This is a genomic window from Massilia endophytica, from assembly GCF_021165955.1.
In the GTDB taxonomy this organism is placed as follows: Bacteria; Pseudomonadota; Gammaproteobacteria; order Burkholderiales; family Burkholderiaceae_D; genus Rugamonas; species Rugamonas endophytica.
In genome coordinates this window covers 304,147-330,111 of the sequence record NZ_CP088952.1, presented here as the reverse complement: position 1 = coordinate 330,111, position 25,965 = coordinate 304,147, and the positions used below count along the sequence as shown (strand labels likewise).

The following is a 25,965-nucleotide window of genomic DNA, read 5'->3' as shown; positions in this document are numbered from 1 at the left end:
TGCTTTTATTTATGCGGCTTTTCAGCCGGTATCTTCAATCCCGTTGCGCTCAGTGCCAATCCGTTCTGGTACCGCATATCGACGGTCTCGATATTCGGCACCCGGCTCGCCAGCTGGGGCCAGATCCCCACCAGCCGGTCCACCCTTTCCTTCAGCATGCTCGGCGTCTGCTCGCGGCCCAGCGCCACGCTCATGCCGTTGTCCAGCTTCACCGTCCAGGCATAGCGGCTGGACAGCGACAGGCCTTCGGGCGCCAGGTCGATGGCCGCAAACCACTTGCGCAGTTCGCCGTATCGCGCCAGCACTTCCTTCTCGCTGCCGTCCGGCCCGGAAAACTCCGGCAGCTCGTGATCCTCTTCCGCTTCTGCCAGGTTGGCGGTAAACACATCGCCCTTCACCGACAGCAGCCTTCCATCCTCACCCCAGGTGCCCAGCGCCTCGTGTTCCTCCACCTCCACGATCAGCTGGTCCGGCCATTCCCGCCGCACCGTGGCGCGCCGCACCCAGGGCACGGACTCGAACACCTGGCGCACACTGTCCAGGTTCGCGGTGAAGAAGTTCCCGCGAATCCGTCCCTGCGTGCCGTTGCGCAGCGTGAGCAGGTTCACGTGCTTCAGGTCTTCCTTGCCGATCGCCTCCACCTTGATGGTGCGCAGGTCGAATACGGGACGCTGCGCCAGCCACCACACCCCACCGGCGACGCAGGCCAGCAGCGCCAGGGCGAAGATGCCGTTGGCGGTTGCGTTGAGGGCCTTTGCGTCCTGCCACATGTTTTCCCGTTAGGCCTTCATCTTCAAACGCGCGGTGCGCAGGATTTCCACGCACAGCTCTTCATAGCTCATTCCCGCGGCGCGGCCCGCCATCGGCACCAGCGAATGGCTGGTCATGCCGGGCGAGGTATTCACCTCCAGCAGGAAAGGCTTGTTATCCGCCACGCGCAGCAGCACGTCGACGCGCCCCCAGCCTTCGCAGCCCACGGAGCGGTAGGCCGCCACGGCGATACGGCGCATCTCGGCCTGAATCGCTTCGTCCAGCTGCGGCGGGCAGAAATACTTGGTGTCGTCCGTGAAGTACTTGTTCTGGTAGTCGTAATTGCCTTCCGGCGCCACGATCTCCACCACCGGCAGCGCACGCGCATCGGCGCCCGAACCCAGCACGGCGACGGTGAACTCGCGGCCCGTCACGAACTCCTCGGCCAGAACGGCATCGTCCAGGGCGGCGGCGGTGTCGTAGGCCTTACGGAATTCGGCGGCCGCGTTCACCTTGGTGATGCCGATGGTCGAACCTTCGTGCGGCGGCTTCACGATCAGGGGCAGGCCCAGGTCGGAGGCAATCTTGTCCAGGTCCGACTTCGCATCCAGCACGGCGTAGCGCGGCGTGGGCAGGCCTTCGCTCAGCCACAGGATCTTGGTGGTGATCTTGTCCATGCCCACAGAGCTGGCCATGACGCCGCTGCCGGTATAGGGAATGCCCAGCAGCTCCAGCGCGCCCTGGATGCTGCCGTCTTCGCCGAAGCGGCCGTGCAGCGCGATAAACACGCGGTCGAATTTTTCCGCCGCCAGTTCGGCCAGCGAGCGTTCGGCCGGATCGAAGGCGTGTGCGTCGATACCCTGGCTTTGCAGGGCTTTCAGCACGCCGGTGCCGGACATGATGGACACGTCGCGCTCGGCGGAGCGGCCGCCGAACAGCACGCCCACCTTGCCGAATGCCTTCGCTTCCTGTTGAGAGATCTGGTTCACGATTCAAGCCTTCTTGTATGCAGTCAGTTTCGCCGGGACGCCGCTGATCGAGCCTGCGCCCATCGTGAGCACCACGTCGCCGTCGCGCACCACGTTCATAATCGTTTCCGGCATATCCGCGATGTTTTCGACGAATACCGGTTCGGTCTTGCCGCGCGCGCGGATCGCGTGCGCCAGGGAGCGGCCGTCCGCAGCCACAATCGGCTGCTCGCCCGCTGCATAAACGTCGGCCAGCACCAGCACGTCGACAGAGCTGAGCACTTTTGCAAAGTCCTCGAACAGGTCGCGCGTACGGGTGTAGCGGTGCGGCTGGAAAGCCAGCACCAGGCGGCGGCCGGGATAGGCCGCGCGGGCCGCTGCCAGCGTCACTTCCGTTTCAATCGGGTGGTGGCCGAAATCGTCCACCAGCGTGAACTTGCCGCCGGATGGAATATCGATGTCGCCGTATTTGGTGAAGCGGCGGCCAACGCCTGCGAAGCCCGCCAGGCCTTCCTGGGTGGCTTCGTCCGGTACGCCGATTTCGCGGGCGATGGCGACGGCCGAGCAGGCGTTCTGCACGTTGTGCATGCCGGGCTGGTTCAGCACCACGTCCAGGTCCGGATAGCCCTCCTGCAGCACGGTGAAGTGCATCTGCGTGCCGACGGCGCGCGCATTCACGGCGCGCACTTCAGCCTCTTCGCTGAAGCCGTAGGTCGTCACCGGCTTGGTCACCTGCGGGATGATGCTGCGCACGTGCGGATCGTCGATGCACAGCATGGCCCGGCCGTAGAACGGCAGACGGTGCGTGAAGTGGACGAAGGCCTGCTTCAGCTTCTCGAAATCGTGCTCGTAGGTTTCCATGTGATCGGCATCGATGTTCGTGATGACTTCGATCATGGGGGCGAGGTTGAGGAAGGAAGCATCCGATTCGTCCGCCTCGGCCACCAGGTATTCGCCCGAGCCCAGTTTCGCGTTCGCGCCTGCAGCCGTCAGGCGGCCGCCGATCACGAAGGTGGGATCGAGGCCGCCGGCCGCCAGTACCGAGGCCACCAGGCTGGTGGTGGTCGTCTTGCCATGGGTGCCAGCGATGGCAATGCCGCGCTTCAGGCGCATCAGCTCACCCAGCATCACGGCGCGGGGCACGATGGGAACCTTGCGGCTGCGGGCTGCCAGCACTTCGGGATTGTCGTCCTTCACGGCGGTGGAAGTCACCACGGCGTCGGCGTCGCCGATATTCTCCGCCGCATGGCCCTGGAACACCCTGGCGCCCATGTCGGCCAGGCGCTGCGTCACGGCATTGCTGCCCAGGTCGGAGCCGCTGATGCTGTAGCCGAGCGTCAGCAGCACCTCGGCGATGCCGCTCATGCCGCTGCCGCCAATGCCGACGAAGTGAATGTTCTTGACCTTGTGTTTCATGCCAGTTCTTCCAGTACTTTTGCGATGGCCTCGTTCGAATCGCGCTTGCCGACCGTGCGCGCTGCCACCGCCATATTCAGGCAGGCGCCGCGCGTCAGCGTTTGCAGCATGGTCGCGACGGCCTGTGGATTCAGTTCCGTTTGCGGCATGTGAATCGATGCATTCTGCTTCGCCATCCACTGCGCGTTGTCGCGCTGGTGGCTGGTGGTGGATGCGACCAGCGGCACCAGCACGCTTGCAACGCCTGTCGCCGTCAGCTCGGATACGGTAATGGCGCCCGCACGGCAGATCACGAGATCCGCCGACGCGTAGGCTCCCGCCATGTCGTCGATGAAGTCCACCACGTTCGCCTTCACGCCCGCCTGCTCGTAGGCGGCGCGCAGGGCGTCGATATTCTTCTTGCCCGACTGGTGAGTGACCACGGGGCGTTCCGCTTCCGGAATCAGTGCCAGCGCCGCGGGCAGCGCGTCGTTCAGCGCCTTGGCGCCGAGGCTGCCGCCAACAACCAGGATGCGCAGCACGCCCTCGCGGCCCGCGAAGCGGTGCTGCGGCTCGGGCAGCGCAAGGATCTCGGCGCGCACCGGGTTGCCCGTGACGACCGCCTTGCCCGCTGCCGCGCCGAAATCGGCCGGGAAGCCGAAGCACACGCGCGAGGCCACCGGCGTCAGCGTCTTGTTCGACAGGAGCAAGGCCGCATCCGCATTCACCAGCACGAGCGGCGTTCCGCGCAGCTTGGCCACCACGCCGCCCGGCACGGTCACGTAGCCGCCCATGCCCAGCACCACATCCGGCTTGCGGCGGCCGAGGAAGCCGTAGCAGTCGGCGAAGGCGCCCAGCATCTTGAACATGCCGGACACCGTATGCGCCAGGCCCTTGCCGCGCATGCCGCTGAAGTTGATGGTGTCCATGGCGATGCCGCTCTTCGGAACCAGGTCCTTTTCCATGCCGTGCGAGGTGCCCAGCCAGCTTACCTCCCAGCCGCGCTCGCGCATGGTCTGCGCAATCGCCAGGCCGGGGAAGATGTGGCCGCCGGTGCCCGCCGCCATGATCATCAGGCGCTTCATATCCGCCCTCCCCGCATCAGCACACGGTTCTCGTAGTCGATGCGCAGCAGGATGGCGAGGCCGACGCAGTTGATCAGCACACCGGAACCGCCATAGCTCATCAGAGGCAGGGTCAGGCCCTTGGTCGGCAGCAGGCCGAGGTTCACGCCCATATTGATGAAGGTCTGCACGCCGATCCAGATGCCGATGCCTTTCGCCACCAGGCCCGCGAAGGTCTGGTCGATGGCAATGGCCTGGCGGCCGATGTCGAAGGCGCGCTTCACGATCCAGTAGAACAGCGCGATCACCACCAGCACACCCGCGAGGCCCAGCTCTTCGCCGATGACGGCGAGCAGGAAGTCGGTATGCGCTTCCGGCAGGTAGTGCAGCTTCTCGACGCTGCCGCCCAGGCCGACGCCCGTCAGCTCTCCACGTCCGAAGGCGATGAGGGAGTGCGTCAGCTGGTAGGCCTTGTTCAGGGCATTGTCTTCGTCCCACGGATTCAGGTAGGCGAAGAAACGGTCGCGGCGGAACTTGGAGAGCGCGATGATGGAAACGAAGATCGTCACCAGCATGGCGCCAATGCCGCCGAACCAGATGGCGTTCACGCCGCCCAGGAAAAGAATGCCCATGGCGATGCAGACGATCACGCCGAAAGCGCCCAGGTCCGGCTCCAGCAACAGCAGCAGGCCCACGAAGCTCACCGCCAGCGCCATGGGCAGGAAGCCCTTGGTCAGCTTGTGCATGTATTCCTGCTTGCGCACCGTGTAGTCGGCTGCGTACAGCACCATCACCAGCTTCATGACTTCGGAGGGCTGGCCAAGGCGGAAAGGCAGCCAGCGGCGGCCGCCGTTCACCACGATGCCGATACCGGGGATCAGCACCAGCACCAGCAGCACCAGGGTGGCGATGAAAAGATAGGGCGAGGCCTTCTGCAGCGTCGCTACCGGAACGCGGAAGACGAAGGCCGCCACCAGCGCCGAAATGGCGATGAAGATGGCCTGGCGGTTCAGGAAGTAGGTGCTGGTGTAGGCGGCGAATTTCGGTGAATCCGGCAGCGCGATGGAGGCCGAATACACCATCACCATACCGAGCAGCATAAGCAGCAGCACCACCCAGACCAGGGGCTGGTCGTATTCCATCATCTTCGACTGGCGCGCGCGGCTGTCGATGGGCGCTGGGGCCTCGGAGCCGCCGAACTTGAAGGGGATCTGGAAGGCCATCAGATCTCCTGCCCCGCGTCCCGCGCCAGTTCACGCACGGTGTCGATGAACACCTGCGCGCGGTGCGCGTAGTTCTTGAACATGTCCAGGCTGGCGCACGCGGGCGACAGCAACACGCCGTCGCCGCCCTGCGCGAGCGAGGCCGCGCGCCTCACGGCTTCCTCCAGCGTGGGGAAATCTTCCATCGGCACGCCGGTATCGGCCAGCGCCGCGCGGATGGCAGGCGCATCGCGGCCGATCAGCATCACCGCGCGCACATAGCGCGACACGGGGTCGGCCAGGGGATCGAACTCCTGGCCCTTGCCGTCGCCACCCGCGATCAGCACAAGGCGCTGGTCCGGGCTGCCGAAGCTCTTGCCCAGGCCATTCAGCGCGGCGACGGTTGCGCCCACGTTGGTGCCTTTACTGTCGTCGTAGTAGTCCACGGCATTGATCGAGGCCACCAGCTCCACGCGGTGGGGCTGGCCCTTGTACTCGCGCAGGCCGTGCAGCAGTGGAGCGAACGGCAGGCCGATGGCGCGGCACAGCGCCAGCGCGGCCAGCGCGTTGGATGCGTTGTGCGTGCCGCGGATCTGCAATGCGTCCGCAGGCATCAGCTTCTTCACATGGCATTCGACCGGCGGTGGCGGCGGATCGTTTTTGCGGCGCTTCTTCTTTTCCACTTCCTCGGTGGGCTCGGCGGTGGACAGCCAGAAGATGCCGCGCTCGTTCACCAGGCCGAAGCTGTCCGCCAGCACCGGTTCGTCCGTGCCGAAGCTGATGTTTTCGCCTGTGGGGTTGGACATGCGCATCACCCAGGCGTCGTCGCGGTTCAGCACACGAACGGTCTCTTCGCCGAAGATGCGCGCCTTGTCGTTGGCGTATGCCTGCATGTCGCCGTGCCAGTCCAGGTGGTCCTGGGTCACGTTCAGCACGGTGGCCGCGTCGGGCTGCAGGCTGTAGGTGGTGTGCAGCTGGAAGCTGGAGAGTTCGAGCACCCAGACCTGCGGCAGGGTCTCTTCGTCCATGGCCTCGCGCAGCACGTCCAGCGCTGCGGGGCTGATATTGCCTGCCACGCGAACCGTTTTCCCGGCGCGCTCGCACAGCTGCCCGGTGAGGGTGGTGACGGTGGTCTTGCCGTTCGTGCCCGTGATGGCGATGACTTTCGGCTCGTAAGTGCGGTCTTCCTTCAGCCACGTCAGTGCCTGGGCGAACAGCTCGATCTCGCCCCACACGGGAATATTCTTTTCAGCCGCTGCAGGAATAATCTCTGCCAGCTCGCGCTGCGGCGCCAGGCCGGGGCTCACGGCAACAAAGTCCACGCCGTCCAGCAGGGCGGCAGTGAACGGTCCGGACACGAACTGCGTACCCGGCAGCGCCTCGCGCAACGCAGGCAGGCGGTCCGGCACGGGACGCGTATCGGCAACGCGCAGCAGCGCGCCACAGCGGGCGAGCCACTGTGCCATCGCCAGGCCGGATTCACCCAGCCCGAGTACCAGCGCGATTTTGCCGTTATAGATCATCTGTCGTTCAACGCAGCTTCAGGGTAGAGAGGCCGATCAGGACCAGCATCATGGTGATGATCCAGAAACGCACGACGACCTGCGTTTCCTTCCATCCCTTCTGTTCGAAATGGTGGTGCAGCGGCGCCATGAGGAAGACGCGGCGGCCCGCCCCATAACGCTTCTTCGTGTATTTGAACCAGCCAACCTGGATGATCACGGACAGGGTTTCGGCAACGAAGATGCCGCCCATGATGAAGAGCACGATCTCCTGGCGCACAATGACGGCGATGGTGCCGAGCGCGCCGCCCAGTGCCAGCGCGCCCACGTCGCCCATGAAGACCTGCGCGGGGTGGGTGTTATACCAGAGGAAGGCCAGGCCCGCGCCCGCCATGGCGCCGCAGAAGATGATCAACTCGCCCGCGCCCGGAATATGCGGAATGAACAGGTATTTCGAGTAGGTGGCGCTGCCGGTGAGGTAGGCGAACAGGCCCAGGGCCGAACCCACCATCACGGTCGGCATGATGGCCAGGCCATCCAGGCCGTCGGTAAAGTTCACGGCGTTCGAAGCGCCCACGATCACGCAGTAGGTCAGTGCGATGAAGCCCCAGACGCCCAGCGGATAGCTGATGGTCTTGAAGAAGGGGACGATCAGGTCGGCCTTCGGCGGCAGGTCCATGGAGAAGCCGGACTGCACCCATGCCCAGAACAAGTTGAGCACTTCCACCGGCGTGGGCGCCGAAACGGAGAAGGCCAGGTACAGCGCGGCCCCGATGCCCACCAGCGACTGCCAGAAGTATTTTTCGGCCGAGCGCATGCCCTCCGGGTCCTGGCGCACCACCTTGCGGTAGTCGTCCACCCAGCCCACCAGGCCGAAGCCAATGGTCACCACCATCACGGGCCAGATCAGGCGGTTGGACCAGTCGCACCAGAGAACGGTGGATACACCGATGGCGATCAGAAGCAGCACGCCGCCCATGGTGGGGGTGCCGTGCTTCTTCAGGTGGGTCTGCGGACCGTCGGTACGCACGGCCTGGCCGTATTTCATGGCGGTGAGCTTGCGGATCACGGCGGGGCCTGCGACCAGGCCGATGATCAGCGCCGTGATGGTGGCGAACACCGCGCGGAAGGTGATGAAGTTGAAGACGCGGAAGGCGCCGATATCGTCCTGCAGGAATTGTGCGAGCCAGAGCAGCATTAGTGGTTGTCCTTGTTATCCTGTTGCGTTCCCGTCAGATGCTGCACGACCCGTTCCATCTTCATGAAGCGGGAGCCCTTGATCAACACGGTGGCTTGCGGCGCCATGGCTGCATCCACTGCGGCCAGGAGCGCGTCGAACTGTTCGAAATGCCGGGCGTGGCCCGCCATGTGGCGTGCGAGTTCGCCCGTGACCAGCACCTGCTCGATGCCTTTGCTGGCGGCGTAGGCGGCGATCTCCTCGTGGAACTCGCGGCCCTGGGTACCGACTTCGCCCATGTCGCCCAGCACCAGCACGCGCGGGGCGTCGGCCTTGGCCAGCACGTCGATGGCGGCACGCACGGAATCGGGGTTGGCGTTGTAGCTGTCGTCGATGACGGTGGCGCCGTTGGCGGCGCGCTTCTTCTGCAGGCGCCCGCTCACGGGCGCGAAGTGGTCGAGGCCCAGCTTGATCTGCGCGGCCGGAATGCCCGCCGCATGGGTACAGGCCACGGCGGCCAGCGCGTTCAGCACATTGTGCTCGCCCGCAGCCTGCAGGCCCACGAAGAACTGCAGCGGCTCCTTGTCCTGGCGGATGGTGACGAACATCTGGTTGCCGAAATCGCCCGGGCGGTAGCTGCAGCTCACATCCGCATCCTTGCTCAGGCCGAAGGTCAGCACGCGGCGGCCCGCGGAGAGCTCGCGCCAGATGGGCGTGAACTCGTCCGCATGCGGGAACACGGCCACGCCGTCCGCAGGCAGGCCCGCCAGCACGCTGCCGTTCTCGCGCGCCACGGCTTCCACCGTGTGCATGAATTCCTGGTGCTCGCGCTGTGCGTTGTTGACCATGCCGATGGTGGGCGCGGCGATGGCGCTCAGGCGGCCAATTTCGCCGGGATGGTTCATGCCCAGTTCCACCACACCCGACTTGTGCTGGGCGCCAAGGCGGAACAGGGTAAGCGGCACGCCGATCTCGTTATTCAGGTTGCCGCGCGTGGCCAGACGGCCCTCCTCGCCATGGGCTTCCGCGAGAATGGCCGAGATCATTTCCTTGACCGTGGTCTTGCCGTTCGAGCCGGTGACGCCGATCAGCGGCAGCTGGAACTGCCTGCGCCACCAGTTGGCGATCTGGCCCAGAGCCGTGAGGGTGTTGGGAACGACGATGGCGGGCAGGGTCCAGCCGTCGGGCAACTGCTCGGCAACGACAGCGGCCGCGCCCTTCTCCGCTACCTGGGTCAGGAAATTGTGGGCATCGAAGACTTCCCCGCGCAGCGCGACGAAGAGCGCACCCTGCGCGACCGTGCGGCTGTCGGTGGACACGCCCTCGAAGGCCGCGCCGCCATTGACGAGCCGCGCGCCCGGCAGGGCTCCGAGGATCTGGTCGAGGGTAGCGCGCATCAGTTAGGCCTCATCATCGTCAGGCGGGCGGACAGCGCCAGCTGGGCATGGTCCGCGTCCGAGAACGGCAGCTTCTTGCCCTTGATTTCCTGGTAGGGCTCATGGCCCTTCCCTGCCAGCAGGATCACGTCCTGCTTGCCGGCGTGCCGGACGGCGGAAAGGATGGCGGTCGCGCGGTCTTCCACGGTTTCGAACTCGGAGGACGGATGCTGCGCATCCATGCCTGCCACGATCTGTTCGATGATGGCGTGCGGGTCTTCGCTGCGCGGATTGTCGCTGGTGACCAGCACATGGTCCGCCGCCTGGGAGATCCTGCCCATCTGTGGGCGCTTGCCCGGATCGCGGTCGCCGCCGCAGCCGAACACGCACCACAGTTTGCCACCACGGTCGCTGGCCACGTCGCGCAATACGGCCAGCGTCTTGTCGAGCGCATCGGGGGTATGGGCGTAGTCGATCACGATCATGGGCGCGTCGTTGCCGCCGACGAGCTGCATGCGGCCGGGCGGCGGCGTGAGCTGCTCGACAGCATCCACGGCGGCGCGCAGCTTCATGCCCTTCGCGAGCAGCGCGCCCAGCACGCCCAGGGCGTTGCTGACGTTGAAGGAACCGACGAGCTGCGTCTTCACATTGGCGCTGCCGAAGGGCGAATCCAGGTGGAACTCGGTGCCCAGGCCACGGCTGCGCACCTGGCTCGCGCGCAGCATGGCCACGCCTTCCAGATCGGGCACATCGCCCAAGGTGTAGCCGATGACGGGCGTCTTGCCACCGAGCTTACCCTGCACATGGGCCGCGAGGCGCCGGCCCATCGGATCGTCCAGGTTCAGCACAGCCGTTTTCAGGCCGGGCCAGTCGAAGAGCTTCGTCTTGGCCGCCTCGTACGCTTCCATGGTGCCGTGGAAGTCCAGATGGTCGCGCGTGAGATTGGTGAACAGTGCCACGTCGAAATGCATGCCCGCCACGCGGCCCTGTTCCAGGCCGATGGAAGACGCTTCGATGGCCAGCGCCCTGGCGCCCGCCGCGCGGCATTCGTCCAGCGTGCGGGCCAGCAGCACCTGGTCCGGCGTGGTGTAGCCGGTGGAATTGAATTCGGGTTCGCCCCGGCCGCTGAAGAGGCCGACGCCCAGCGTGCCGATGACGGCCGTGGTATCGCCGGAGCGCGACAGGGCATGGCCCAGCCATACTGCCGTCGAGGTCTTGCCGTTGGTGCCCGTTACCGCCACGGTGAACATGCCGCTGTCCGGCATGCCGTAGAAGGCGTGGGCAATGGGGCCTGCCTTCTGCTTGAGCGATTCCACGGCCAGCGAGGCCACCTTCCACTCGGCCTTCCATTCGAAGCCCGCCGGGTCGTACAGCACGGCGGCGGCGCCCTGCTCGATCGCCGTGTCGATGAATTTGCGCCCATCGCCGGCGTCGCCGGGATAGGCAAAGAACACATCGCCGGGCTTGATGCGGCGCGAGTCGGAAGCCAGCTGCCCCTTGGGCGCGGCCTGTTTGATCCAGTTGCTGATTTCGGTCATCGTATTCATTACATGGCCTCCGGTCCGGTATCGGTCGGAATCACGATTTCGGTCACGGACGAATCGGGAGGCACGTTCATGGCGCGCAGAGCGTTCTCTGCGACCTTGGCAAAAGTGGGCGCGGCGACCTGGCCGCCGAAGTGGCCGCCCTGGGTCGGCTCGTCGATCATGACGGCGATGATGAAGCGCGGGTTCGACATCGGCACCATGCCGACGAAGGAACCGATGTACTTGCGGGGAATGGCGTAGCGGCCATTCTCGACCTTATACGCGGTGCCCGTCTTGCCGCCCACGCGGTAGCCCGGAATCTGCGCCTGCTTGGCCGTGCCATCCTTGCCGGACACCACGGACTCCAGCATTTCGCGCATGTCGCGCGCCGTCTGGGGCTTGATGATCTGCTGGCCAGCGGGCAGCTCGTTCACTTTCTGGAAGCTGAGCGGAATCGTGTCGCCGTTACGGGCGAACATCATGTAGGAACGGGCGAGCTGGATCAGCGAAACCGAGATGCCGTTACCGTAGCTCATGGTCGCCTGTTCCACCGGACGCCAGGACTTGTAGGGACGCACGCGGCCCGCCACGGCGCCGGGGAAGCCCCACTTGGGCTGCTGGCCAAAGCCGACCTTCGTGAACATCTCCCACATTTCCTGCGACGGCATGCTGAGCGCGATCTTCGAGGTGCCGATATTGGACGAGGTTTCGATAATGTGGTGCACGTCGATCACGCCGTGCGGCTTGGTATCGCTGATGGTGCGGTCGAAGATGGTGAGCTTGCCGTTCCCCGTGTCGATCAGGGTGGACGGCTTGACGCGGCCGGTATCCAGCGCCAGCGCCACGGTAATCGGCTTGAGCGTGGAGCCGGGCTCGAAGGAGTCCGTCATGACGCGGTTACGCAGCTGGGCGCCGGTGAGCGCGCGGCGGTCGTTCGGGTCGTAGCTGGGATAGTTGGCCAGCGCCAGCACTTCCCCCGTGTGCACGTCCAGCACCACGGCGGCTCCCGCCTTGGCCTTGAACTTCTCGACGGCGCCCTTCAGCTGGGTGAAGGCGATGTACTGGATCTTGGAATCGACGGAGAGCACCAGGTCCTTGCCGTCGTGCGGCTCGTGCTTGGCGCCGATGTCTTCCACGATGCGGCCCAGGCGGTCCTTGATGACGCGGCGCGAGCCCGGCGTGCCGACCAGGGTTTTCTGCTGCGCCAGCTCCATGCTTTCCTGGCCAACGTCTTCCACATTGGTGAAGCCCACCACGTGGGTCATCACTTCGCCTTGCGGATAGAAGCGCTTGTATTCCTTGCGGGTGTCGATGCCGTCGATCTTCAGCGCCAGGATCTTGTCGGCCACATCCTGCTCCACCTGGCGTTTCAGGTAGACGAAGTTGCGGTCCGAGTCGAGCTTCTTGCGCAGCTCGGCCTCGCTCATCTCCAGCAGGCGCGCCAGCGCGCGGATCTTCTCCGCGGGCGCCTGCAGCACGTCGTCCGGAATCGCCCAGATGGCCTTCACGGGAATGGAGGACGCGAGCACCTGGCCGTTGCGGTCCGTGATCTTGCCGCGCGTTGCGGGCAGCTCGATGGTGCGCGCGTAGCGGATTTCGCCCTGCTTCTGCAGGAACTGGGTGGACAGCCCTTGCAGCCACAAGGCGCGGCCCGCGAGCGCGGCGAAGGCGGCGAACAGCACGAAGAGCACCACGCGCGAGCGCCAGGTCGGCAGGCGAACGGCCAGCACGGGGCTCTTCGAGAAGGACACGCCCTTCGAAGCCGCAACGCGGGAGCTGCTCGATGCACTGGTGGCGCGCATTATTTCTCGCCTTCCGTCAGGTACTGCGTACGCGCAGGGGTGAGCTGCGTCATGTTCAGGTCGCGGCGCGCGATCTCCTCGATGCGCGCGTGCTTGCCGAGGGTGGACTGGTCCAGCTGCAGCTGGGCCCATTCGATATCCAGCTGGCGGGCCTGGCTCTGGGTGCGCTCCAGTTCAATAAAGAGGTGGCGCGCCTGGTACTGCGACTTCACCAGCGAGAGCGCGCACAGCACCAGCAGCGCGGCCAGCACGATATTCAGCTTGCCGCTCATTGCAGCGCCCCTTTCGGAGCAAGGCGCTGCGCCACGCGCATGACGGCGGAGCGGGCGCGGGGATTGGCGTTCACTTCGGCGTCCGAAGGCTTGATCTTGGCCAGCAGCTTCATTTCCGGCTGCGGCAGGTCAACGGCGCGGATAGGCAGGCGGCGGTCCGGCTGCTTCACGTTCGCGCGCTCGGCGAAGAAGCGCTTCACCATGCGGTCTTCCAGCGAATGGAAGCTGATAACGGCCATGATGCCGCCCGGCGCCAGCGCGTCGAACGCCTGCTTCAGACCTGCTTCGAGATCTTCAAGCTCTTTATTGACGAAAATCCGGATAGCCTGAAAGGTCCGAGTGGCCGGGTCCTTGCCCTTCTCCCGGGTTTTGACCGCGCCTGCCACGATGCCGGCAAGCTGTCGTGTGCTTGAAATTGGCTCGACTGCCCTGCGAGCAACAATCGCCTTTGCAATCTGAAAAGCAAACCGTTCTTCCCCATATTCCTTTATCACCTTTTCCAGTGTCTGTTCGGTTTCTGTGGCGAGCCATTCCGCCGCCGAAATGCCGCGCGTGGTATCCATGCGCATGTCGAGCGGACCATCGTTACGGAAACTGAAGCCGCGCGCCGCATCGTCCACCTGCGGCGAGGAGATGCCAAGGTCCAGCAGGATGCCGTCCACCGCGCCGATACCGCGTTCGGCGAGGGCGGACGCCATCGTGGCGAAGCTGTCATGCACGATCGTGAAGCGCTGGTCCTTGATCTGTTCCGCGGTGGCGATGGCCTGGGGGTCCTTGTCGAAGGCGATCAGGCGCGCGTTGGCGCCGAGCTTCGAGAGAATCAGGCGGCTATGGCCGCCCCGGCCGAAAGTGCCGTCCACGTAGATGCCATGGGCGCGCTCGCCCTGCAGGTCGAGCGCATTCACCGCTTCATCTAGCAGCACCGTTTGATGCTGATATTCGGGCACCGCTGTCGTTGTCATCGGCGGGCCTCAGAAGGAGAAATCGGACAGGGTGTCGGGCATGCCGACGTCGATGGTGGCTTGCTCGTTTTCGGCGCGCTTGGCCGGATCCCAGATTTCGAAGTGGGTCAGCATGCCGGAGAGGACGACCTCGCGGCCCAGGCCCACCGCATCGCGCAGCTCGGGCGCGACCAGGATGCGGCCTGCCGAATCCATTTCGACGTCGCTCGCATTGCCCAGCAGGATGCGCTGCCAGCCGCGGGCGGACATGGGCCAGGCGGCGATCTGGTCGCGCTTGGCTTCCCAGACGTGGCGGGGATACATGAGGAGGCAGCCGTCCGGATGTTTCGTGAGCGTAAGGCGTCCCTCGCACTGAATCATCAGTGCGTCACGATGCTTGGCGGGAATCGACATCCTGCCTTTCGCATCGAGAGTGATCGCGGAAGCGCCCTGGAACACGGCTTTTCTCTCTAGTCCTTAAATTTGTCCGTCATTTTGTGCAGCGCGTTGCTCGCCAAAAAATCCCACAAAACTACACTTTTTCACACAGATACCCACTTTAGAGTAAGCAAAACGGGCGGTCAAGCGATTTCCAATTGGAAAAATCCGGTTTTTGCTAATGAAATTAAGGACTTAGCGCGCTTCGTTGAAGCGTCCTCAAGTGAAAATCTGTCGAGAAATTAGATACTTAGGCGGGATACTGAAAGTGCAATCTCATCTGCGCAATGGTGTCAGGCGAGACAAAATTGGTACAAACAAAATTAGAACAAATACATAAGGTTGCCAGTTGACAACAACGGCGTCGTGCGGCCACAACAAGGGGAAGAATCGCCGGGATCGCCCGAAACAGGCGGGCATCGGAAGGGTTTCACTGGTGAAACCAGCTCTGGACTGCCCAGAAATTCAGCAGCGAGCATGCTCTGAGGAAACAAGTTGTATAGACAAATTCAAGGCCCTGGCGCGGTGCACAAGCGCCATTATACGCAGCCGCGAGTGGGCTCAATCGAGGGGCTCTTCCCAGGCGCGCGCCCTCTCCACGGCGCGCGACCAGCGCTGCATCAGCACCCCGCGGCGGTCCGCATTCATGGACGGTTCGAAGCGGCGCTCGCACTGCCACTGCGCCGCGATTTCCTCCCGCGAGGACCAGAATCCCAGCGCCAGGCCGGCCAGATAGGCCGCGCCAAGCGCCGTGGTCTCGGTGACGCGCGGACGCAGGACGGGCACGCCAAGCAGGTCGGCCTGGAACTGCATCAGCATGTCGTTGCGGGCCGCGCCGCCGTCGGCGCGCACTTCGGCCACTGGAATGGAAGCGTCCTTCTGCATGGCGGAGAGAAGCTCGGCGCTCTGGAAAGCGATGGATTCGACGGCGGCGCGCGCGATATGCGCCTGAGTGCTCCCGCGCGTAAGGCCGACGATGGCGCCGCGCGCATACGGGTCCCAATGCGGCGCGCCGAGGCCGACGAAAGCGGGAACGAGCAGCACGCCGCCGCTGTCCGGCACACTTGCGGCCAGCGCCTCCACGTCCGAGGACTGGCGGATGATGCCCAGGCCATCGCGCAGCCACTGCACGGTGGCGCCGCCCATGAACACACTGCCCTCCAGCAGATAGTCCGTAGCGCCGCCAATACGCCAGCCCACGGTGGACAGCAGGCGGTTGTGCGATACGCGCGGCTGGGAGCCCGCGTGCATCAGCATGAAGCATCCGGTGCCATAGGTATTCTTCACCATTCCCGGCTGGTGGCAGGCCTGGCCGAATGTGGCAGCCTGCTGGTCGCCCGCGATACCAGCCAGCGGAATGGGCGCGCCGAAAAGATCGGCATGGGTCATGCCCACCTCCTCGCTGGACGACACCACCTGCGGCAGCAGGGACACGGGAATGCCGAACAGGGCCAGCAGATCCGCATCCCAGCGCATCAGGTGGATGTTGAACAGCATGGTGCGGGAAGCGTTGCTCACGTCCGTGACGTGCGCGCCGCACAGCTTGAAGGCCAGCCAGCTGTCCACGGTACCGAAACAAAGCTCGCCGCGCTCGGCGCGTTCGCGCGCGCCCGGCACATGATCGAGCAGCCATTTCAGCTTGGTGGCGGAAAAATAGGCATCGAGCACCAGGCCAGTGGACTCGCAGATCTGCTGCGCCCTGCCCTCGCTGCGCAGCTGCTCGCAATAGTCCGCGGTACGGCGGTCCTGCCACACGATGGCCGGCGCCACGGGGCGGCCGCTGGCGCGCTCCCACAGCACGGTGGTTTCGCGCTGGTTGGCGATGCCGATGCCTGCGATATCCCGGGCCGAAAGGCCAGCATCGGCCAGCACCCTGCGGGCGACGGCCAGCTGGCTGTTCCAGATATCGGCGGGATCGTGCTCCACCCAGCCGGGCTGGGGGAAATGCTGGGGATACTCCTGGGCGGCACTGCCGCAGAGCTGGCCGCGCTGGTCGAAGAGGATAGCGCGGGAGCTGGTGGTGCCCTGATCTAGCGCCAGGATGTATTTTTTCATCGGCGAATCCGAAGAAAGGAATAAGTTGAAGCAAGCCGATAGGCCGGATTCTGTTACGGCGCAGTCCTTGCGGACGTCGCTATGACAGCCATTCCTCTAGGCGCCGGATTACTCCGGCGCTCAAGCTTTCTACCCGCACGCTCCGCGAGCAGCATCATCGCGTGCCTATTTGAAATTGCACCAGGTGGAGGTTACCGCGTTTCACCGTAACTTAATACGCTCGTCTCTGTGGCCCTATTCCTCGCCTTATACCCGAGGGCTTTCAGCGGACGGCCGTTAACCGTCACCCCGCTCTATGGAGTCCGGACCTTCCTCCCGCCACCGCATTGCTGCGGCAGCCAGCGGCTGTCTGGCTTGCATCAGGCGTTATTGTACCGCAAGCGCATGGCTCACCCTGTGGGGAAAACGGAAAATGGTGTCGCCATTTGGAAAGCCGGGCGGCGGGGGGAGGTCTAGAATGCCGGGATCAACTTTTTATCGCGAGGCGAGTTCCATGACGCATCCTTCCCGTTCCGGCGGCCAGATCCTGGTCGATGCACTGAAAGTCCACGGCGTCGATACCGCTTTCGGCGTGCCGGGCGAGAGCTATCTGGACGTGCTCGATGCGCTGCACGATTCGGGCATCCGCTTCGTCATCAACCGCCAGGAGGGCGGCGCCGCTTTCATGGCCGACGCCTACGGCAAGATGACCGGCAAGCCGGGCATCTGCTTCGTCACCCGCGGCCCCGGCGCGACCAACGCCTCCATCGGTGTGCATACGGCCTTTCAGGATTCGACGCCCATGATCCTCTTCATCGGCCAGGTGGGCGGCGATTTCATGGACCGCGAGGCCTTCCAGGAGGTGGACTACCGCCGCATGTTCGGCCAGATGGCAAAGTGGGTCGCGCAGATCGACCGCGCCGACCGCGTGCCTGAATACATCGCCCGCGCTTTCCAGATTGCCACCAGCGGCCGCCAGGGCCCCGTCGTTCTTGCCCTGCCCGAGGATATGCTGGTGCGCAAGGCCGAAGTGGCCGATACGCGCCGCTACCAGCCGGTGCAGGCCTCCCCATCGGCCGCCCAAATCGCGCAGCTGCGCACGATGCTGGCCGAAGCCAGGCGCCCGCTGCTGCTGCTCGGCGGCAGCGGCTGGAATGCGCAGGCCTGCGCCGACCTGCAGCGTTTCGCCGAGGCGAACTCCCTGCCCGTGTCCTGCGCTTTCCGCTTCCAGGACCTGATGGACAACGATCATCCGCACTATGTTGGCGACGTGGGCATCGGCATCAATCCCAAGCTGGCCGCCCGCGTGCGCGATGCGGACCTGCTGATTGCGATCGGCCCGCGCCTGGGCGAGATGACCACCAGCGGCTATTCCATCATCGAATCGCCCGTGCCGCGCCAGCGCCTGGTGCACTTCCATGCGGATGCCGAGGAACTGGGCAGCGTGTATCAGGCCGAGATGATGATCGTGAGCGGCATGCCGCAGGCGGCGTCGATGCTGGCGGCGATGGAGCCGGTGGATGCCTCGGCCTGGCGCCATACCGTGGAGGAGGCGCGTGCGGAACTGGCGGCCTGGCAGCAGAAGCCTGCCATCTTCCAGGACGGGAAGGCGCCGCTGGACCTGTGGCAGGTGGTGCAGGAGATCGACCGCCTCGCGCCGCACGACACCATCATCACCAACGGCGCGGGCAATTACGCCACCTGGGCGCACCGCTTCCACCGCTACGGCGCCATGCGCACGCAGCTCGCGCCCACCAGCGGCGCCATGGGCTATAGCGTGCCGTCCGGCGTCGCGGCCAAGATCATCGATCCGCAGCGCACCGTGATCACGTTCGCGGGCGACGGCGAGTACATGATGAACGGCCAGGAGCTGGCCACCGCCGTGCAGTACAAGGCAGGCGTGATCATCATCGTCTTCAACAACCAGATGTTCGGCACCATCCGCATGCACCAGGAGCGCGAGTACCCGGGCCGCGTATCCGGCACCACACTGGCGAATCCGGACTTCGCGCAACTGGCACAGGCCTGCGGCGCGCATGGTGAAGTGGTGGAGAAGACCGCGGACTTCGCGCCCGCGCTGGAGCGCGCCCTGAAGCACACGCGCGAACAGAGCCTGCCCGCGCTGATCGAGCTGCGCTACGACGGCAACCTGATCACGCCGGGCGCCACGCTCGAAACCATCCGCAAGAACGCGGAAGCGCAGAAACACTAGCCCTGCATCGGCGGCGCCGGCTCCCACTTGGGTGCGGGCGTTTTCTCGGGAGCGGGCGTTTCTTCGTCGGCAGGCTTGCTCTTGCCCGGCTTTGCGGGCGGACAGGCCTTGCAGGCCTTGGGCTTGGCGCCGAAGTCCTGCACCCGCGTCAGCGTCATGGGCTGCTGCTGGTCTGCGCAGTAGCCGCCTTCCAGCGTGAGGGTTTCGCCATCGGCCGAGAACTTGCCGCTGATGGTGCGCTCGCCTTCCTCCGGCACCTCCACCGTGAAGTACATCATCTTGCCGCGCGGGTCGATGTTGACGTCGTTCGCCACCAGAGGCCAGCTCAGAGCGCCAGCCGTGAACTCGTAGATCACCGTATCCACTTCCGAGAACCGCTGCAGCGTGATGCGCTGGCCGCCGAAATCGCCCGTGGCCGGGTTCACGCACAGGTCCGAATAGACCATCATGCCGTAGCGGGGAATGCCTTTTGCGGCAGGCGCGGACGCGGGCTTGCTGCGCGGGCCGGCCACGGCCGCGGCGATGGCGGCGCAGGAGGCGATCAGCAGCGCGAGACTCAGGCGGGTTCTTGTTTTCATGCGCCCATTCTAACGCGGCGGGACAAAAAAAAACCGGCTGCACGAGGCAGCCGGTTTCAGGCAGCGATGAAGCTTAGAACGTGTGGCGTACGCCGACGTTGAAAGCGGAGTCGCCGGAACCGGCTTCAGCGTTGTTACCAACGGTGTAGCTGGCGCCGTTCTTGTTGTTGATCTTGCCGTACGACAGATACGCGGTGGTGCGCTTGGACAGGCCGTGGGTGTAGCCCAGTGCCCACTGGTGCGCGTCGCGGTTGAACTGCTTGTCGTCCACGGTAGCGTAGGAGGCGATGAAGTTGCCTGCTGCGCCCACCGGCACGGTCGCGCCGATCAGGGCGTTGCGGGTGTCGGTCGACGGCGCCACGGCGGTGGCGGTGTAGGCGGTGGCGTTCGGGTAAGCGACGCTGTTCAGGCCCTTGTTGCTGCCGTACATGAAGAAGGCTTTGGCAACCTGGAAGTCGTAGTTCACAGCCAGCAGGCTGTTGTGGCCGATGCCGCGGTTCACCACTGGAGCCAGGCCGGTCGCGGTGTCGTTGTTGCGGTTGTTGTAGGCCAGACGCACGTTCAGCGGGCCGTTGGCGTAGGCCACGGCTGCGCCCAGCTGGCGGCCAGCCGACGCTTCAGCTTGCTCGCCGAAACCGTAGAAGACTTCACCGCTCAGGCCGTTGTACACAGGAGTCTGGTACACGACGGCATTGCTGTTGCGCACGTTGGCGCCGGTGGTCGGGAACAGGTTCTTGGCCGAACCGGCCAGGCCGGCGGCGAAGGGGTCGCCCACTTGCGCGAAGGCGTTGTACCACGGGGTGTACTGGCGGCCCAGGGTCAGGGTGCCGGCGGTTTTCGAACGCAGGCCCACGAAGGCTTGGCGGTTGAACAGCACGTTGCTGGTGTTATCCAGGGCGCCGTCGTCAGCCTTGAAGCCGGTTTCCAGGGTGAAGATGGCCGACAGACCGCCGCCCAGATCTTCAACGCCGCGGAAGCCGATGCGGGAAGCGTTGGCCACGCCGCTGGTGACCTTGGTGACGCTGCCGGCTTTGCCGCCGTGCTCGGAAACGATGCCTGCATCAACGATACCGTAGATGGTGACGTTGGTCTGTGCGAAGGCGGCGCCGCTCATTGCGCCTAACACTGCGAGGGAGATTAGCGTTTTTTTCATTACTTTTCCTTCAGTTGTGTTGCATTTAAAATTTTTGTTAAAGCAGGGCTGAGTCGCTCTTGCTGGCGCCCTCATCCCAGGCGCCGATTCTTATGTGTGAGGGCAATGTCTCCGTTGCCACGTTTGCCATCCGGATCGGACGGCGTTCACTTATGTCGATGCGGCTGTATTGCGCGCCGGCTTCATAACGGTGCAGACATGCACCGGGAGGCGGCACTATACTGATGATCTTGCTTTACATCAAGTATCAAGCTGCTAACGGAACCAGCCTTGACAAGGATGGCCACCGCGCCAGTATTGTATACCTGATCACCGCATCCTGCCGCGAAGCAGCAAATTCGCCACACTATACGGGTTTTCCGTGGTTGACCGTGCGAATTTAATCACATAAGCAAACTCATCCCCCGCCTAAGCCGTGCCCCCTATTGGTGCGCCGCACCAGGAACCCCGGCGAAAAAAAATTGTTTCGGTTCTTGTCCACGACACAGGAACTACAATGAAAGGAATCAAAGGGAAACTCCGCAAACTGAAAGCCGTGTATTGGACAAGCCTCCAAAGGCCCTTTGAACCCTGCGCACGGCTGTAGATAATGCGCAACTTTCCTGCTAAAAACGCAGGTAGAATGCGGTTCGCCGTCCTGGCGCGCACCCTATACCCGATGAACAGCAACCCCATCCAACTACCCGCAGCCGCGACCATCAGCGACGTCGAGCGCGATACCGGCGTGGCCAAGGAAACCCTGCGCGTATGGGAGCGGCGCTATGATTTCCCGCAGCCAAAACGGGACAGTTTCGGCGAGCGAGTCTACCCCTTCGAGCAGGTGCAGAAGTTGCGAATGATCAAGCGCCTGATCGATCTCGGCTATCGTCCGGGCAAGGTCATCCAGTTCGACATGGCCACCCTGCAGGCGCTGGCCGAGAAGGCGGCGGACCGGCGCGGACCGGCGCGCCCCCAGCACCCCGAGCTCCACACCTATATGGAACTGTGCCGCAGCCTGGACGCCCACGCCCTGCGCCGCCGCCTGTCCCAGGCCCTGATGGTGATGGGCGTAAAGAATTTCGTCATCGACCTCATGGCGCCCCTGACCGCCGCCGTGGGCGACGCCTGGGCCTGCGGCCAGTTCGCCGTCTATGAGGAGCACCTGGTCAGCGAATCGCTGCAGGCCGTGATGCACAGTGCCGTGTTCGCCCTGCCCCAGGCCAACCACCTGCATCCCTCGCCGCGTCCGCGCATCCTGCTCACCACCCTCCCCCAGGAGCGGCACAGCCTGGGCCTGCTGATGGCCGAGGCGCTGTTCGCCGCGGAAGGCGCGCAATGCATTTCCCTGGGCGTGCAGACGCCCCTCCCCGACATTGTGGAGGCGGCGCGTTCCCAGCAGGTGGACGTGGTGGCCCTCTCCTTCTCCTCGGCCATGAATACGCGCCAGGTCACCGATTCCCTCAAGCAGCTGCATGCCCGCCTGCCCGAGACGGTGGAACTCTGGGTGGGCGGCGGCAACGCCGCGCTGCGCCGCCGTCCGCCGCCCCAGGTGCGCATCCTCGACCTGCACGAGATCGGCGCCCACCTGGAAGACTGGCGCCGCAGCCGCGCCTCCTAAAAAATAGGGGTTCGGCGCCCCCGTCAGACCCCATTTTTGCCTCTGGTAGAATACGGGCTATTTTTCCCGTGCTGGCGGCCTGCCGCGCTCTCTGCATCCAAACATGTTCAGCTTCTTCAAGAAAAAAACTGCCGCCTCTGAAGTGCCGGCGCCCGCTCCTGCGGAAGCTCCGGCGCCTGGGCCTGCCGAGTCCGCCGCTCCGCTCGCCTTCGACATGGAAACGGCGCCCCGGCCGGAAACGAAGCAGTCCTGGATGGGCCGCCTGAAGGCGGGGCTGTCGAAAACCTCCGCCAATCTCTCCATCCTCTTCGTGGGCGCCAAGATCGACGAGGCGCTGTACGAAGAGCTGGAAGCGGCCCTGCTCATGGCGGACGCGGGTATCGATGCCACCCAGTACCTGCTCGACGCGCTCAAGCGCAAGGTGAAGGAAGACAAGCTGCTGGACGCCGCCGCCGTGAAGGCCGCCCTCAAGGAGCTGATGACCGAACTGCTGCTGCCGCTGCAGAAGCCTTTCGAGCTGGGCCGCCACCAGCCCCTCGTGATGATGATTTCCGGCGTGAACGGCGCGGGCAAGACCACCACCATCGGCAAGTTGGCCAAGCACATGCAGGCCCACCACCAGTCCGTGCTGCTGGCTGCGGGCGACACCTTCCGCGCCGCCGCCCGCGAGCAGCTCATGGTCTGGGGCCAGCGCAACAATGTGACGGTAATCGCCCAGGAATCGGGCGACCCTGCCGCCGTGTCCTTCGATGCCGTGCAGTCTGGCAAGGCGCGCGGCACGAATGTGGTCATGATCGATACCGCCGGCCGCCTGCCCACCCAGCTGCACCTCATGGAGGAGCTGAAGAAGATCAAGCGCGTGATCGGCAAGGGCATGGAAGGCGCGCCGCACGAGACGCTGCTCGTCATCGACGGCAACACGGGCCAGAACGCGCTGGCCCAGGTGAAGGCTTTCGACGACGCGCTCCAGCTTTCCGGCCTCATCATCACCAAGCTGGACGGCACCGCCAAGGGCGGCGTGCTGGCCGCCATTGCCCGCGTGCGCCCCGTGCCCGTCTATTTCATCGGCATCGGCGAGAAGATCGAAGACCTGCAGCCCTTCAATGCGGCTGAGTTTGTCGAAGCCCTGCTCGGTTAAGGACCATGATCGAATTCCAGCACGTTTCCAAGCAATATAGTTCCGACGTGATGGCGCTGCGCGACATCACTCTCACCATAGGCAAGGGCGAGCTGGTCTACCTGGCCGGCCCTTCCGGCGCCGGCAAGTCCACGCTGTTGAAAATGATCGCCGCCATGGAACGCCCCAGTTCGGGCAGCGTGGTGGTGAACGGCACGGATATCGGCAAGCTCAAGCCTGCAGGCGTGCCCTTCCTGCGCCGCAATCTCGGCCTGATCTTTCAGCAGCAGCGTCTGCTGAACGACCGCTCCGTGCTGGCCAATGTGATGATGCCCCTGCTCGTGACGGGCGCCCCGCGCGCCCAGGCCGAGCAGCGCGCCCGCGCCGCCCTCGAAAAGGTCGGGCTCGGCGAGCGCGCCCAGGCGCAGCCCATGGCCCTGTCAGGCGGCGAGCAGCAGCGCGTGTCCATCGCGCGCGCCATCGTCAACCGGCCCCAGATCATCCTGGCGGACGAGCCGACCGCCAACCTGGACCGCGCCAGCGCCAGCCGCGTCTTCGATGCCCTGCGCGCCTTTCATTCCGTGGGCGTGACCTGCGTGATCTCCACCCACGACGAGCAGGTGCTGGATGCGGCGGGCCGCGTCATCTACCTCAAGCAGGGCCAGCTGGAAGATGCGGGGGTGGCGGCATGAGCGTCTGGCTGCGTCAGCATGTCTTTGCCCTGGGCGCCGCCCTGGTCCACCTGCGCCGCGCGCCGGGCAGCTTCCTCTTCAATATCCTGGTGGTGGCCATCGCCCTCGCCCTGCCCTTCGCCGGGCTGACGGTGCTGGACAATGTGCGGCCCATGTCCGAGCAGCTCTCGGTCGATCCGGAGCTCAGCGTCTTCATGGCCCACGACACGCCGCGCGAGCAGGCTTCCGGCCTGGCGTCCTCGCTGCGCGGCATCGTGCCGGACGCGCGCATCGTCTTCGTGCCGCGCGAGAAGGCGCTGGATGCGCTGAAGGACAAGAGCGGCCTCTCCGACGTGCTGGAAACCCTGGGCGACAATCCCCTGCCGGACAGCTATGTCATCAAGCTCAACGCCTTCCGCACGGCTGCCGAGGGCGCGGCCATCGACGGCATCGCCGAACGCATGCGCGCCCTGCCCGGTGTGGAAACGGTGCAGGTGGATTCGGCCTGGGTGAAGCGCCTGGCCGCCCTGCTGGGCGTGCTGCGCCTGGCCCTGCTGCTGCTGGCCGTCACCCTGGGCACAGTGGTGGTGGCCGTGGTCTTCAACACTATCCGCCTGCAGGTGCTGACCCAGCGCGAAGAAATTCTGGTGTCCAAGCTGATCGGCGCCACGGACACCTTCATCCATCGCCCCTTCTATTACACGGGCGCCCTGCTCGGGCTGTGCGCAGGCGCGGTTGCGCTCGGCGCCGTGGCGCTTGCCCTGCGCCCGCTGAACACGGCCATTGCCGAATTTGCACGCCTCTATGCTTCCGAGTTCCAGCTCGCCCCGCTCGAACCGCTGGCCATGGCCCTGCTCCTGGCCCTGTCCGCCAGCCTGGGGCTTGTAGGAGCAGTGCTCTCCGTGCAGCGCCACCTCGCCCGCCTCAATTAATCGTCCCTGGCAGCGTGCGTTCTCGCACAGAGAGCGCCGCGGCCCCGGCGATAAGCTGTTTCCTATCCCGCGCGTCCCCAATCGGCCACCGTTAGCCGATAGTGTTTTCCCTATCAACTTCATTAATTTGGACGATTGGCACTCAACGAGGGAGAGTGCTAATATATGTCCAGAGTAATGCAAAACAGTTCTTTAGAGCAAGATTAAGAACTGTCTAAGTTCCATAGAGCATGCTGTAGGCAATGAGCGATCCCGGCAATTCCGCAGGGACGCAAGCTAAACGAGGAAATGAACATGACTATGATGTCCGCACCTTCCGCACTGGTTCCGGCCGGCAGTAGTGCCTTAGGACTCGGGTTCAGTGGCAACCTGGGCAACCTGGACGCCTACATTTCCGCCGTCAACCGCCTGCCGATGCTGTCCCACGAGGACGAAGTGAAGCTCGGCCGTCAGCTCAAGGAAAAGAACGACCTGAAAGCCGCCGAGAAGCTGGTGCTGTCGCACCTGCGCCTGGTGGTTTCCATCGCGCGCGGCTACCTGGGCTACGGCCTGCCGCACGCCGACCTGATCCAGGAAGGCAATATCGGCCTGATGAAGGCCGTGAAGCGCTTCGATCCGGACCAGGGCGTGCGCCTGGTGTCTTACGCCATGCACTGGATCAAGGCCGAGATGCACGAGTACATCCTGAAGAACTGGCGCCTGGTGAAGGTGGCGACCACGAAGGCGCAGCGCAAGCTGTTCTTCAACCTGCGCAGCCACAAGCAGGGCCTGGACGCGATGACGCCGACCCAGATCGACCAGCTGGCCAAGATGCTGGACGTGAAGCGCGAGGAAGTGATCGAGATGGAAACGCGCCTGAGCGGCCGCGACATCGCGCTGGAATCGCCGACCGACGATGAAGACGACAAGTTCGCGCCCATCGCCTACCTGTCCTCCGACCAGAACGAGCCCACGCGCGTGCTGGAAGCGGAGCAGGTGACGCGCCTGCAGTCCGAGGGCCTGGAAACGGCGCTGAGCAAGCTCGACCCGCGTTCCCGCCGCATCGTGGAAGCCCGCTGGCTGGCGAACGACGACGGCTCCGGCGCCACCCTGCACACGCTGGCGGACGAGTTCGGCGTGTCGGCCGAGCGCATCCGCCAGATCGAGGCGGCGGCGCTGAAAAAAATGAAGGGCGCACTGCAGGCTTACGTCTGATCAAGCCCCTTCCGACAGGCCCGGCGGGTTCCCCCAGCCGGGCCTTTTTCATTTCAATCGTGCG

22 protein-coding genes and 1 other RNA gene are annotated in these 25,965 nt (G+C 64.7%); 6 read left to right on the top strand and 17 right to left on the bottom strand.

The window, feature by feature from the left end:
- Nucleotides 1–5: 5 nt before the first annotated feature.
- The 15 genes from LSQ66_RS01605 to rnpB form a co-directional block, all read right to left on the bottom strand.
- Nucleotides 6–770: a cell division protein FtsQ/DivIB gene (locus tag LSQ66_RS01605; protein ID WP_231768076.1), complete on the bottom strand. Its 765-nt coding sequence runs from the start codon at nt 768–770 to the stop codon at nt 6–8.
- 9 nt (nt 771–779) lie between these two features.
- A complete protein-coding gene (locus LSQ66_RS01600) occupies nt 780–1,739 on the bottom strand; it encodes a D-alanine--D-alanine ligase (RefSeq protein WP_231768075.1) in 960 nt (319 codons plus the stop codon).
- Nucleotides 1,740–1,742: 3 nt separating this feature from the next.
- On the bottom strand, nt 1,743–3,134 hold the full coding sequence (gene murC, locus LSQ66_RS01595) for a UDP-N-acetylmuramate--L-alanine ligase (protein WP_231768074.1): 1,392 nt from the start codon (nt 3,132–3,134) through the stop codon (nt 1,743–1,745).
- Nucleotides 3,131–4,198 (bottom strand): undecaprenyldiphospho-muramoylpentapeptide beta-N-acetylglucosaminyltransferase, encoded by a 1,068-nt coding sequence (gene murG / locus LSQ66_RS01590; RefSeq protein WP_231768073.1) that lies wholly within the window; start codon nt 4,196–4,198, stop codon nt 3,131–3,133. The genes murC and murG overlap by 4 nt, the downstream gene beginning before the upstream one ends.
- Complete coding sequence (gene ftsW, locus LSQ66_RS01585) at nt 4,195–5,400, bottom strand: putative lipid II flippase FtsW (RefSeq protein WP_231768072.1); 1,206 nt, start codon at nt 5,398–5,400, stop codon at nt 4,195–4,197. The genes murG and ftsW overlap by 4 nt, the downstream gene beginning before the upstream one ends.
- Nucleotides 5,400–6,902 (bottom strand): UDP-N-acetylmuramoyl-L-alanine--D-glutamate ligase, encoded by a 1,503-nt coding sequence (gene murD, locus LSQ66_RS01580; protein ID WP_231768071.1) that lies wholly within the window; start codon nt 6,900–6,902, stop codon nt 5,400–5,402. The genes ftsW and murD overlap by 1 nt, the downstream gene beginning before the upstream one ends.
- A gap of 7 nt (nt 6,903–6,909) precedes the next feature.
- Nucleotides 6,910–8,079, bottom strand: coding sequence for a phospho-N-acetylmuramoyl-pentapeptide-transferase (gene mraY / locus LSQ66_RS01575; RefSeq protein WP_231768070.1), 1,170 nt, complete (start codon nt 8,077–8,079; stop codon nt 6,910–6,912).
- The gene (locus LSQ66_RS01570; RefSeq protein ID WP_231768069.1) at nt 8,079–9,455 is read right to left on the bottom strand and encodes a UDP-N-acetylmuramoyl-tripeptide--D-alanyl-D-alanine ligase; all 1,377 of its coding nucleotides are present in this window, start codon (nt 9,453–9,455) and stop codon (nt 8,079–8,081) included. Before LSQ66_RS01570 ends, mraY begins: the two co-directional genes overlap by 1 nt.
- On the bottom strand, nt 9,455–10,981 hold the full coding sequence (locus LSQ66_RS01565; RefSeq protein WP_231768068.1) for a UDP-N-acetylmuramoyl-L-alanyl-D-glutamate--2,6-diaminopimelate ligase: 1,527 nt from the start codon (nt 10,979–10,981) through the stop codon (nt 9,455–9,457). Before LSQ66_RS01565 ends, LSQ66_RS01570 begins: the two co-directional genes overlap by 1 nt.
- A complete protein-coding gene (locus LSQ66_RS01560; RefSeq protein WP_231768067.1) occupies nt 10,981–12,762 on the bottom strand; it encodes a peptidoglycan D,D-transpeptidase FtsI family protein in 1,782 nt (593 codons plus the stop codon). Before LSQ66_RS01560 ends, LSQ66_RS01565 begins: the two co-directional genes overlap by 1 nt.
- The gene (gene ftsL / locus LSQ66_RS01555; protein WP_231768066.1) at nt 12,762–13,034 is read right to left on the bottom strand and encodes a cell division protein FtsL; all 273 of its coding nucleotides are present in this window, start codon (nt 13,032–13,034) and stop codon (nt 12,762–12,764) included. The genes LSQ66_RS01560 and ftsL overlap by 1 nt, the downstream gene beginning before the upstream one ends.
- The gene (gene rsmH, locus LSQ66_RS01550; RefSeq protein WP_231768065.1) at nt 13,031–13,996 is read right to left on the bottom strand and encodes a 16S rRNA (cytosine(1402)-N(4))-methyltransferase RsmH; all 966 of its coding nucleotides are present in this window, start codon (nt 13,994–13,996) and stop codon (nt 13,031–13,033) included. The genes ftsL and rsmH overlap by 4 nt, the downstream gene beginning before the upstream one ends.
- 9 nt (nt 13,997–14,005) lie before the next feature.
- Nucleotides 14,006–14,434, bottom strand: coding sequence for a division/cell wall cluster transcriptional repressor MraZ (gene mraZ, locus LSQ66_RS01545; protein ID WP_231768064.1), 429 nt, complete (start codon nt 14,432–14,434; stop codon nt 14,006–14,008).
- Nucleotides 14,435–14,974: 540 nt separating this feature from the next.
- Entirely contained in the window at nt 14,975–16,468 is a 1,494-nt protein-coding gene (glpK, locus tag LSQ66_RS01540; RefSeq protein ID WP_231768063.1) for a glycerol kinase GlpK, read from the bottom strand.
- A gap of 23 nt (nt 16,469–16,491) precedes the next feature.
- An RNA gene (gene rnpB / locus LSQ66_RS01535) (RNase P RNA component class A) lies at nt 16,492–16,829 on the bottom strand.
- A gap of 132 nt (nt 16,830–16,961) precedes the next feature.
- On the opposite strand from rnpB, the gene LSQ66_RS01530 reads away from it, so the two are divergent.
- A complete protein-coding gene (locus LSQ66_RS01530; RefSeq protein WP_231768062.1) occupies nt 16,962–18,659 on the top strand; it encodes a thiamine pyrophosphate-binding protein in 1,698 nt (565 codons plus the stop codon).
- Here LSQ66_RS01530 and LSQ66_RS01525 read toward each other — a convergent pair.
- Together LSQ66_RS01525 and LSQ66_RS01520 are read right to left on the bottom strand one after the other, a co-directional pair.
- Nucleotides 18,656–19,237: a hypothetical protein gene (locus LSQ66_RS01525; RefSeq protein WP_231768061.1), complete on the bottom strand. Its 582-nt coding sequence runs from the start codon at nt 19,235–19,237 to the stop codon at nt 18,656–18,658. The two genes, LSQ66_RS01530 and LSQ66_RS01525, sit on opposite strands and share 4 nt — an antisense overlap.
- A 73-nt stretch (nt 19,238–19,310) precedes the next feature.
- Nucleotides 19,311–20,390: a porin gene (locus tag LSQ66_RS01520; RefSeq protein ID WP_231768060.1), complete on the bottom strand. Its 1,080-nt coding sequence runs from the start codon at nt 20,388–20,390 to the stop codon at nt 19,311–19,313.
- 622 nt (nt 20,391–21,012) lie between these two features.
- On the opposite strand from LSQ66_RS01520, the gene LSQ66_RS01515 reads away from it, so the two are divergent.
- The 5 genes from LSQ66_RS01515 to rpoH all read left to right on the top strand — a co-directional run bounded on the left by LSQ66_RS01515 (nt 21,013) and on the right by rpoH (nt 25,901).
- On the top strand, nt 21,013–21,987 hold the full coding sequence (locus LSQ66_RS01515; protein ID WP_231768059.1) for a MerR family transcriptional regulator: 975 nt from the start codon (nt 21,013–21,015) through the stop codon (nt 21,985–21,987).
- A 103-nt stretch (nt 21,988–22,090) separates the two neighbouring features.
- Nucleotides 22,091–23,125: a signal recognition particle-docking protein FtsY gene (gene ftsY / locus LSQ66_RS01510; protein ID WP_231768058.1), complete on the top strand. Its 1,035-nt coding sequence runs from the start codon at nt 22,091–22,093 to the stop codon at nt 23,123–23,125.
- A gap of 5 nt (nt 23,126–23,130) precedes the next feature.
- Entirely contained in the window at nt 23,131–23,796 is a 666-nt protein-coding gene (locus tag LSQ66_RS01505) for a cell division ATP-binding protein FtsE (protein ID WP_231768057.1), read from the top strand.
- Nucleotides 23,793–24,707 (top strand): permease-like cell division protein FtsX, encoded by a 915-nt coding sequence (ftsX, locus tag LSQ66_RS01500; protein WP_231768056.1) that lies wholly within the window; start codon nt 23,793–23,795, stop codon nt 24,705–24,707. The genes LSQ66_RS01505 and ftsX overlap by 4 nt, the downstream gene beginning before the upstream one ends.
- 300 nt (nt 24,708–25,007) lie before the next feature.
- Entirely contained in the window at nt 25,008–25,901 is an 894-nt protein-coding gene (gene rpoH, locus LSQ66_RS01495) for an RNA polymerase sigma factor RpoH (protein ID WP_407659618.1), read from the top strand.
- Nucleotides 25,902–25,965: the final 64 nt, after the last annotated feature.

Bases quoted from the DNA above. Each gene is read 5' to 3' on its own strand.
- ftsX (WP_231768056.1), top strand. From the start codon at position 23,793: ATGAGCGTCTGGCTGCGTCAGCATGTCTTTGCCCTGGGCGCCGCCCTG.
- ftsY (WP_231768058.1), top strand. From the start codon at position 22,091: ATGTTCAGCTTCTTCAAGAAAAAAACTGCCGCCTCTGAAGTGCCGGCG.
- ftsW (WP_231768072.1), bottom strand. From the start codon at position 5,400: ATGGCCTTCCAGATCCCCTTCAAGTTCGGCGGCTCCGAGGCCCCAGCG.
- ftsL (WP_231768066.1), bottom strand. From the start codon at position 13,034: ATGAGCGGCAAGCTGAATATCGTGCTGGCCGCGCTGCTGGTGCTGTGC.
- murD (WP_231768071.1), bottom strand. From the start codon at position 6,902: ATGATCTATAACGGCAAAATCGCGCTGGTACTCGGGCTGGGTGAATCC.
- LSQ66_RS01505 (WP_231768057.1), top strand. From the start codon at position 23,131: ATGATCGAATTCCAGCACGTTTCCAAGCAATATAGTTCCGACGTGATG.
- LSQ66_RS01570 (WP_231768069.1), bottom strand. From the start codon at position 9,455: ATGCGCGCTACCCTCGACCAGATCCTCGGAGCCCTGCCGGGCGCGCGG.
- mraY (WP_231768070.1), bottom strand. From the start codon at position 8,079: ATGCTGCTCTGGCTCGCACAATTCCTGCAGGACGATATCGGCGCCTTC.
- rsmH (WP_231768065.1), bottom strand. From the start codon at position 13,996: ATGACAACGACAGCGGTGCCCGAATATCAGCATCAAACGGTGCTGCTA.
- glpK (WP_231768063.1), bottom strand. From the start codon at position 16,468: ATGAAAAAATACATCCTGGCGCTAGATCAGGGCACCACCAGCTCCCGC.
- murC (WP_231768074.1), bottom strand. From the start codon at position 3,134: ATGAAACACAAGGTCAAGAACATTCACTTCGTCGGCATTGGCGGCAGC.
- rpoH (WP_407659618.1), top strand. From the start codon at position 25,008: ATGATGTCCGCACCTTCCGCACTGGTTCCGGCCGGCAGTAGTGCCTTA.
- LSQ66_RS01530 (WP_231768062.1), top strand. From the start codon at position 16,962: ATGACGCATCCTTCCCGTTCCGGCGGCCAGATCCTGGTCGATGCACTG.
- LSQ66_RS01560 (WP_231768067.1), bottom strand. From the start codon at position 12,762: ATGCGCGCCACCAGTGCATCGAGCAGCTCCCGCGTTGCGGCTTCGAAG.
- LSQ66_RS01515 (WP_231768059.1), top strand. From the start codon at position 21,013: ATGCGGTTCGCCGTCCTGGCGCGCACCCTATACCCGATGAACAGCAAC.
- LSQ66_RS01520 (WP_231768060.1), bottom strand. From the start codon at position 20,390: ATGAAAAAAACGCTAATCTCCCTCGCAGTGTTAGGCGCAATGAGCGGC.
- LSQ66_RS01565 (WP_231768068.1), bottom strand. From the start codon at position 10,981: ATGAATACGATGACCGAAATCAGCAACTGGATCAAACAGGCCGCGCCC.
- LSQ66_RS01605 (WP_231768076.1), bottom strand. From the start codon at position 770: ATGTGGCAGGACGCAAAGGCCCTCAACGCAACCGCCAACGGCATCTTC.
- LSQ66_RS01525 (WP_231768061.1), bottom strand. From the start codon at position 19,237: ATGAAAACAAGAACCCGCCTGAGTCTCGCGCTGCTGATCGCCTCCTGC.
- murG (WP_231768073.1), bottom strand. From the start codon at position 4,198: ATGAAGCGCCTGATGATCATGGCGGCGGGCACCGGCGGCCACATCTTC.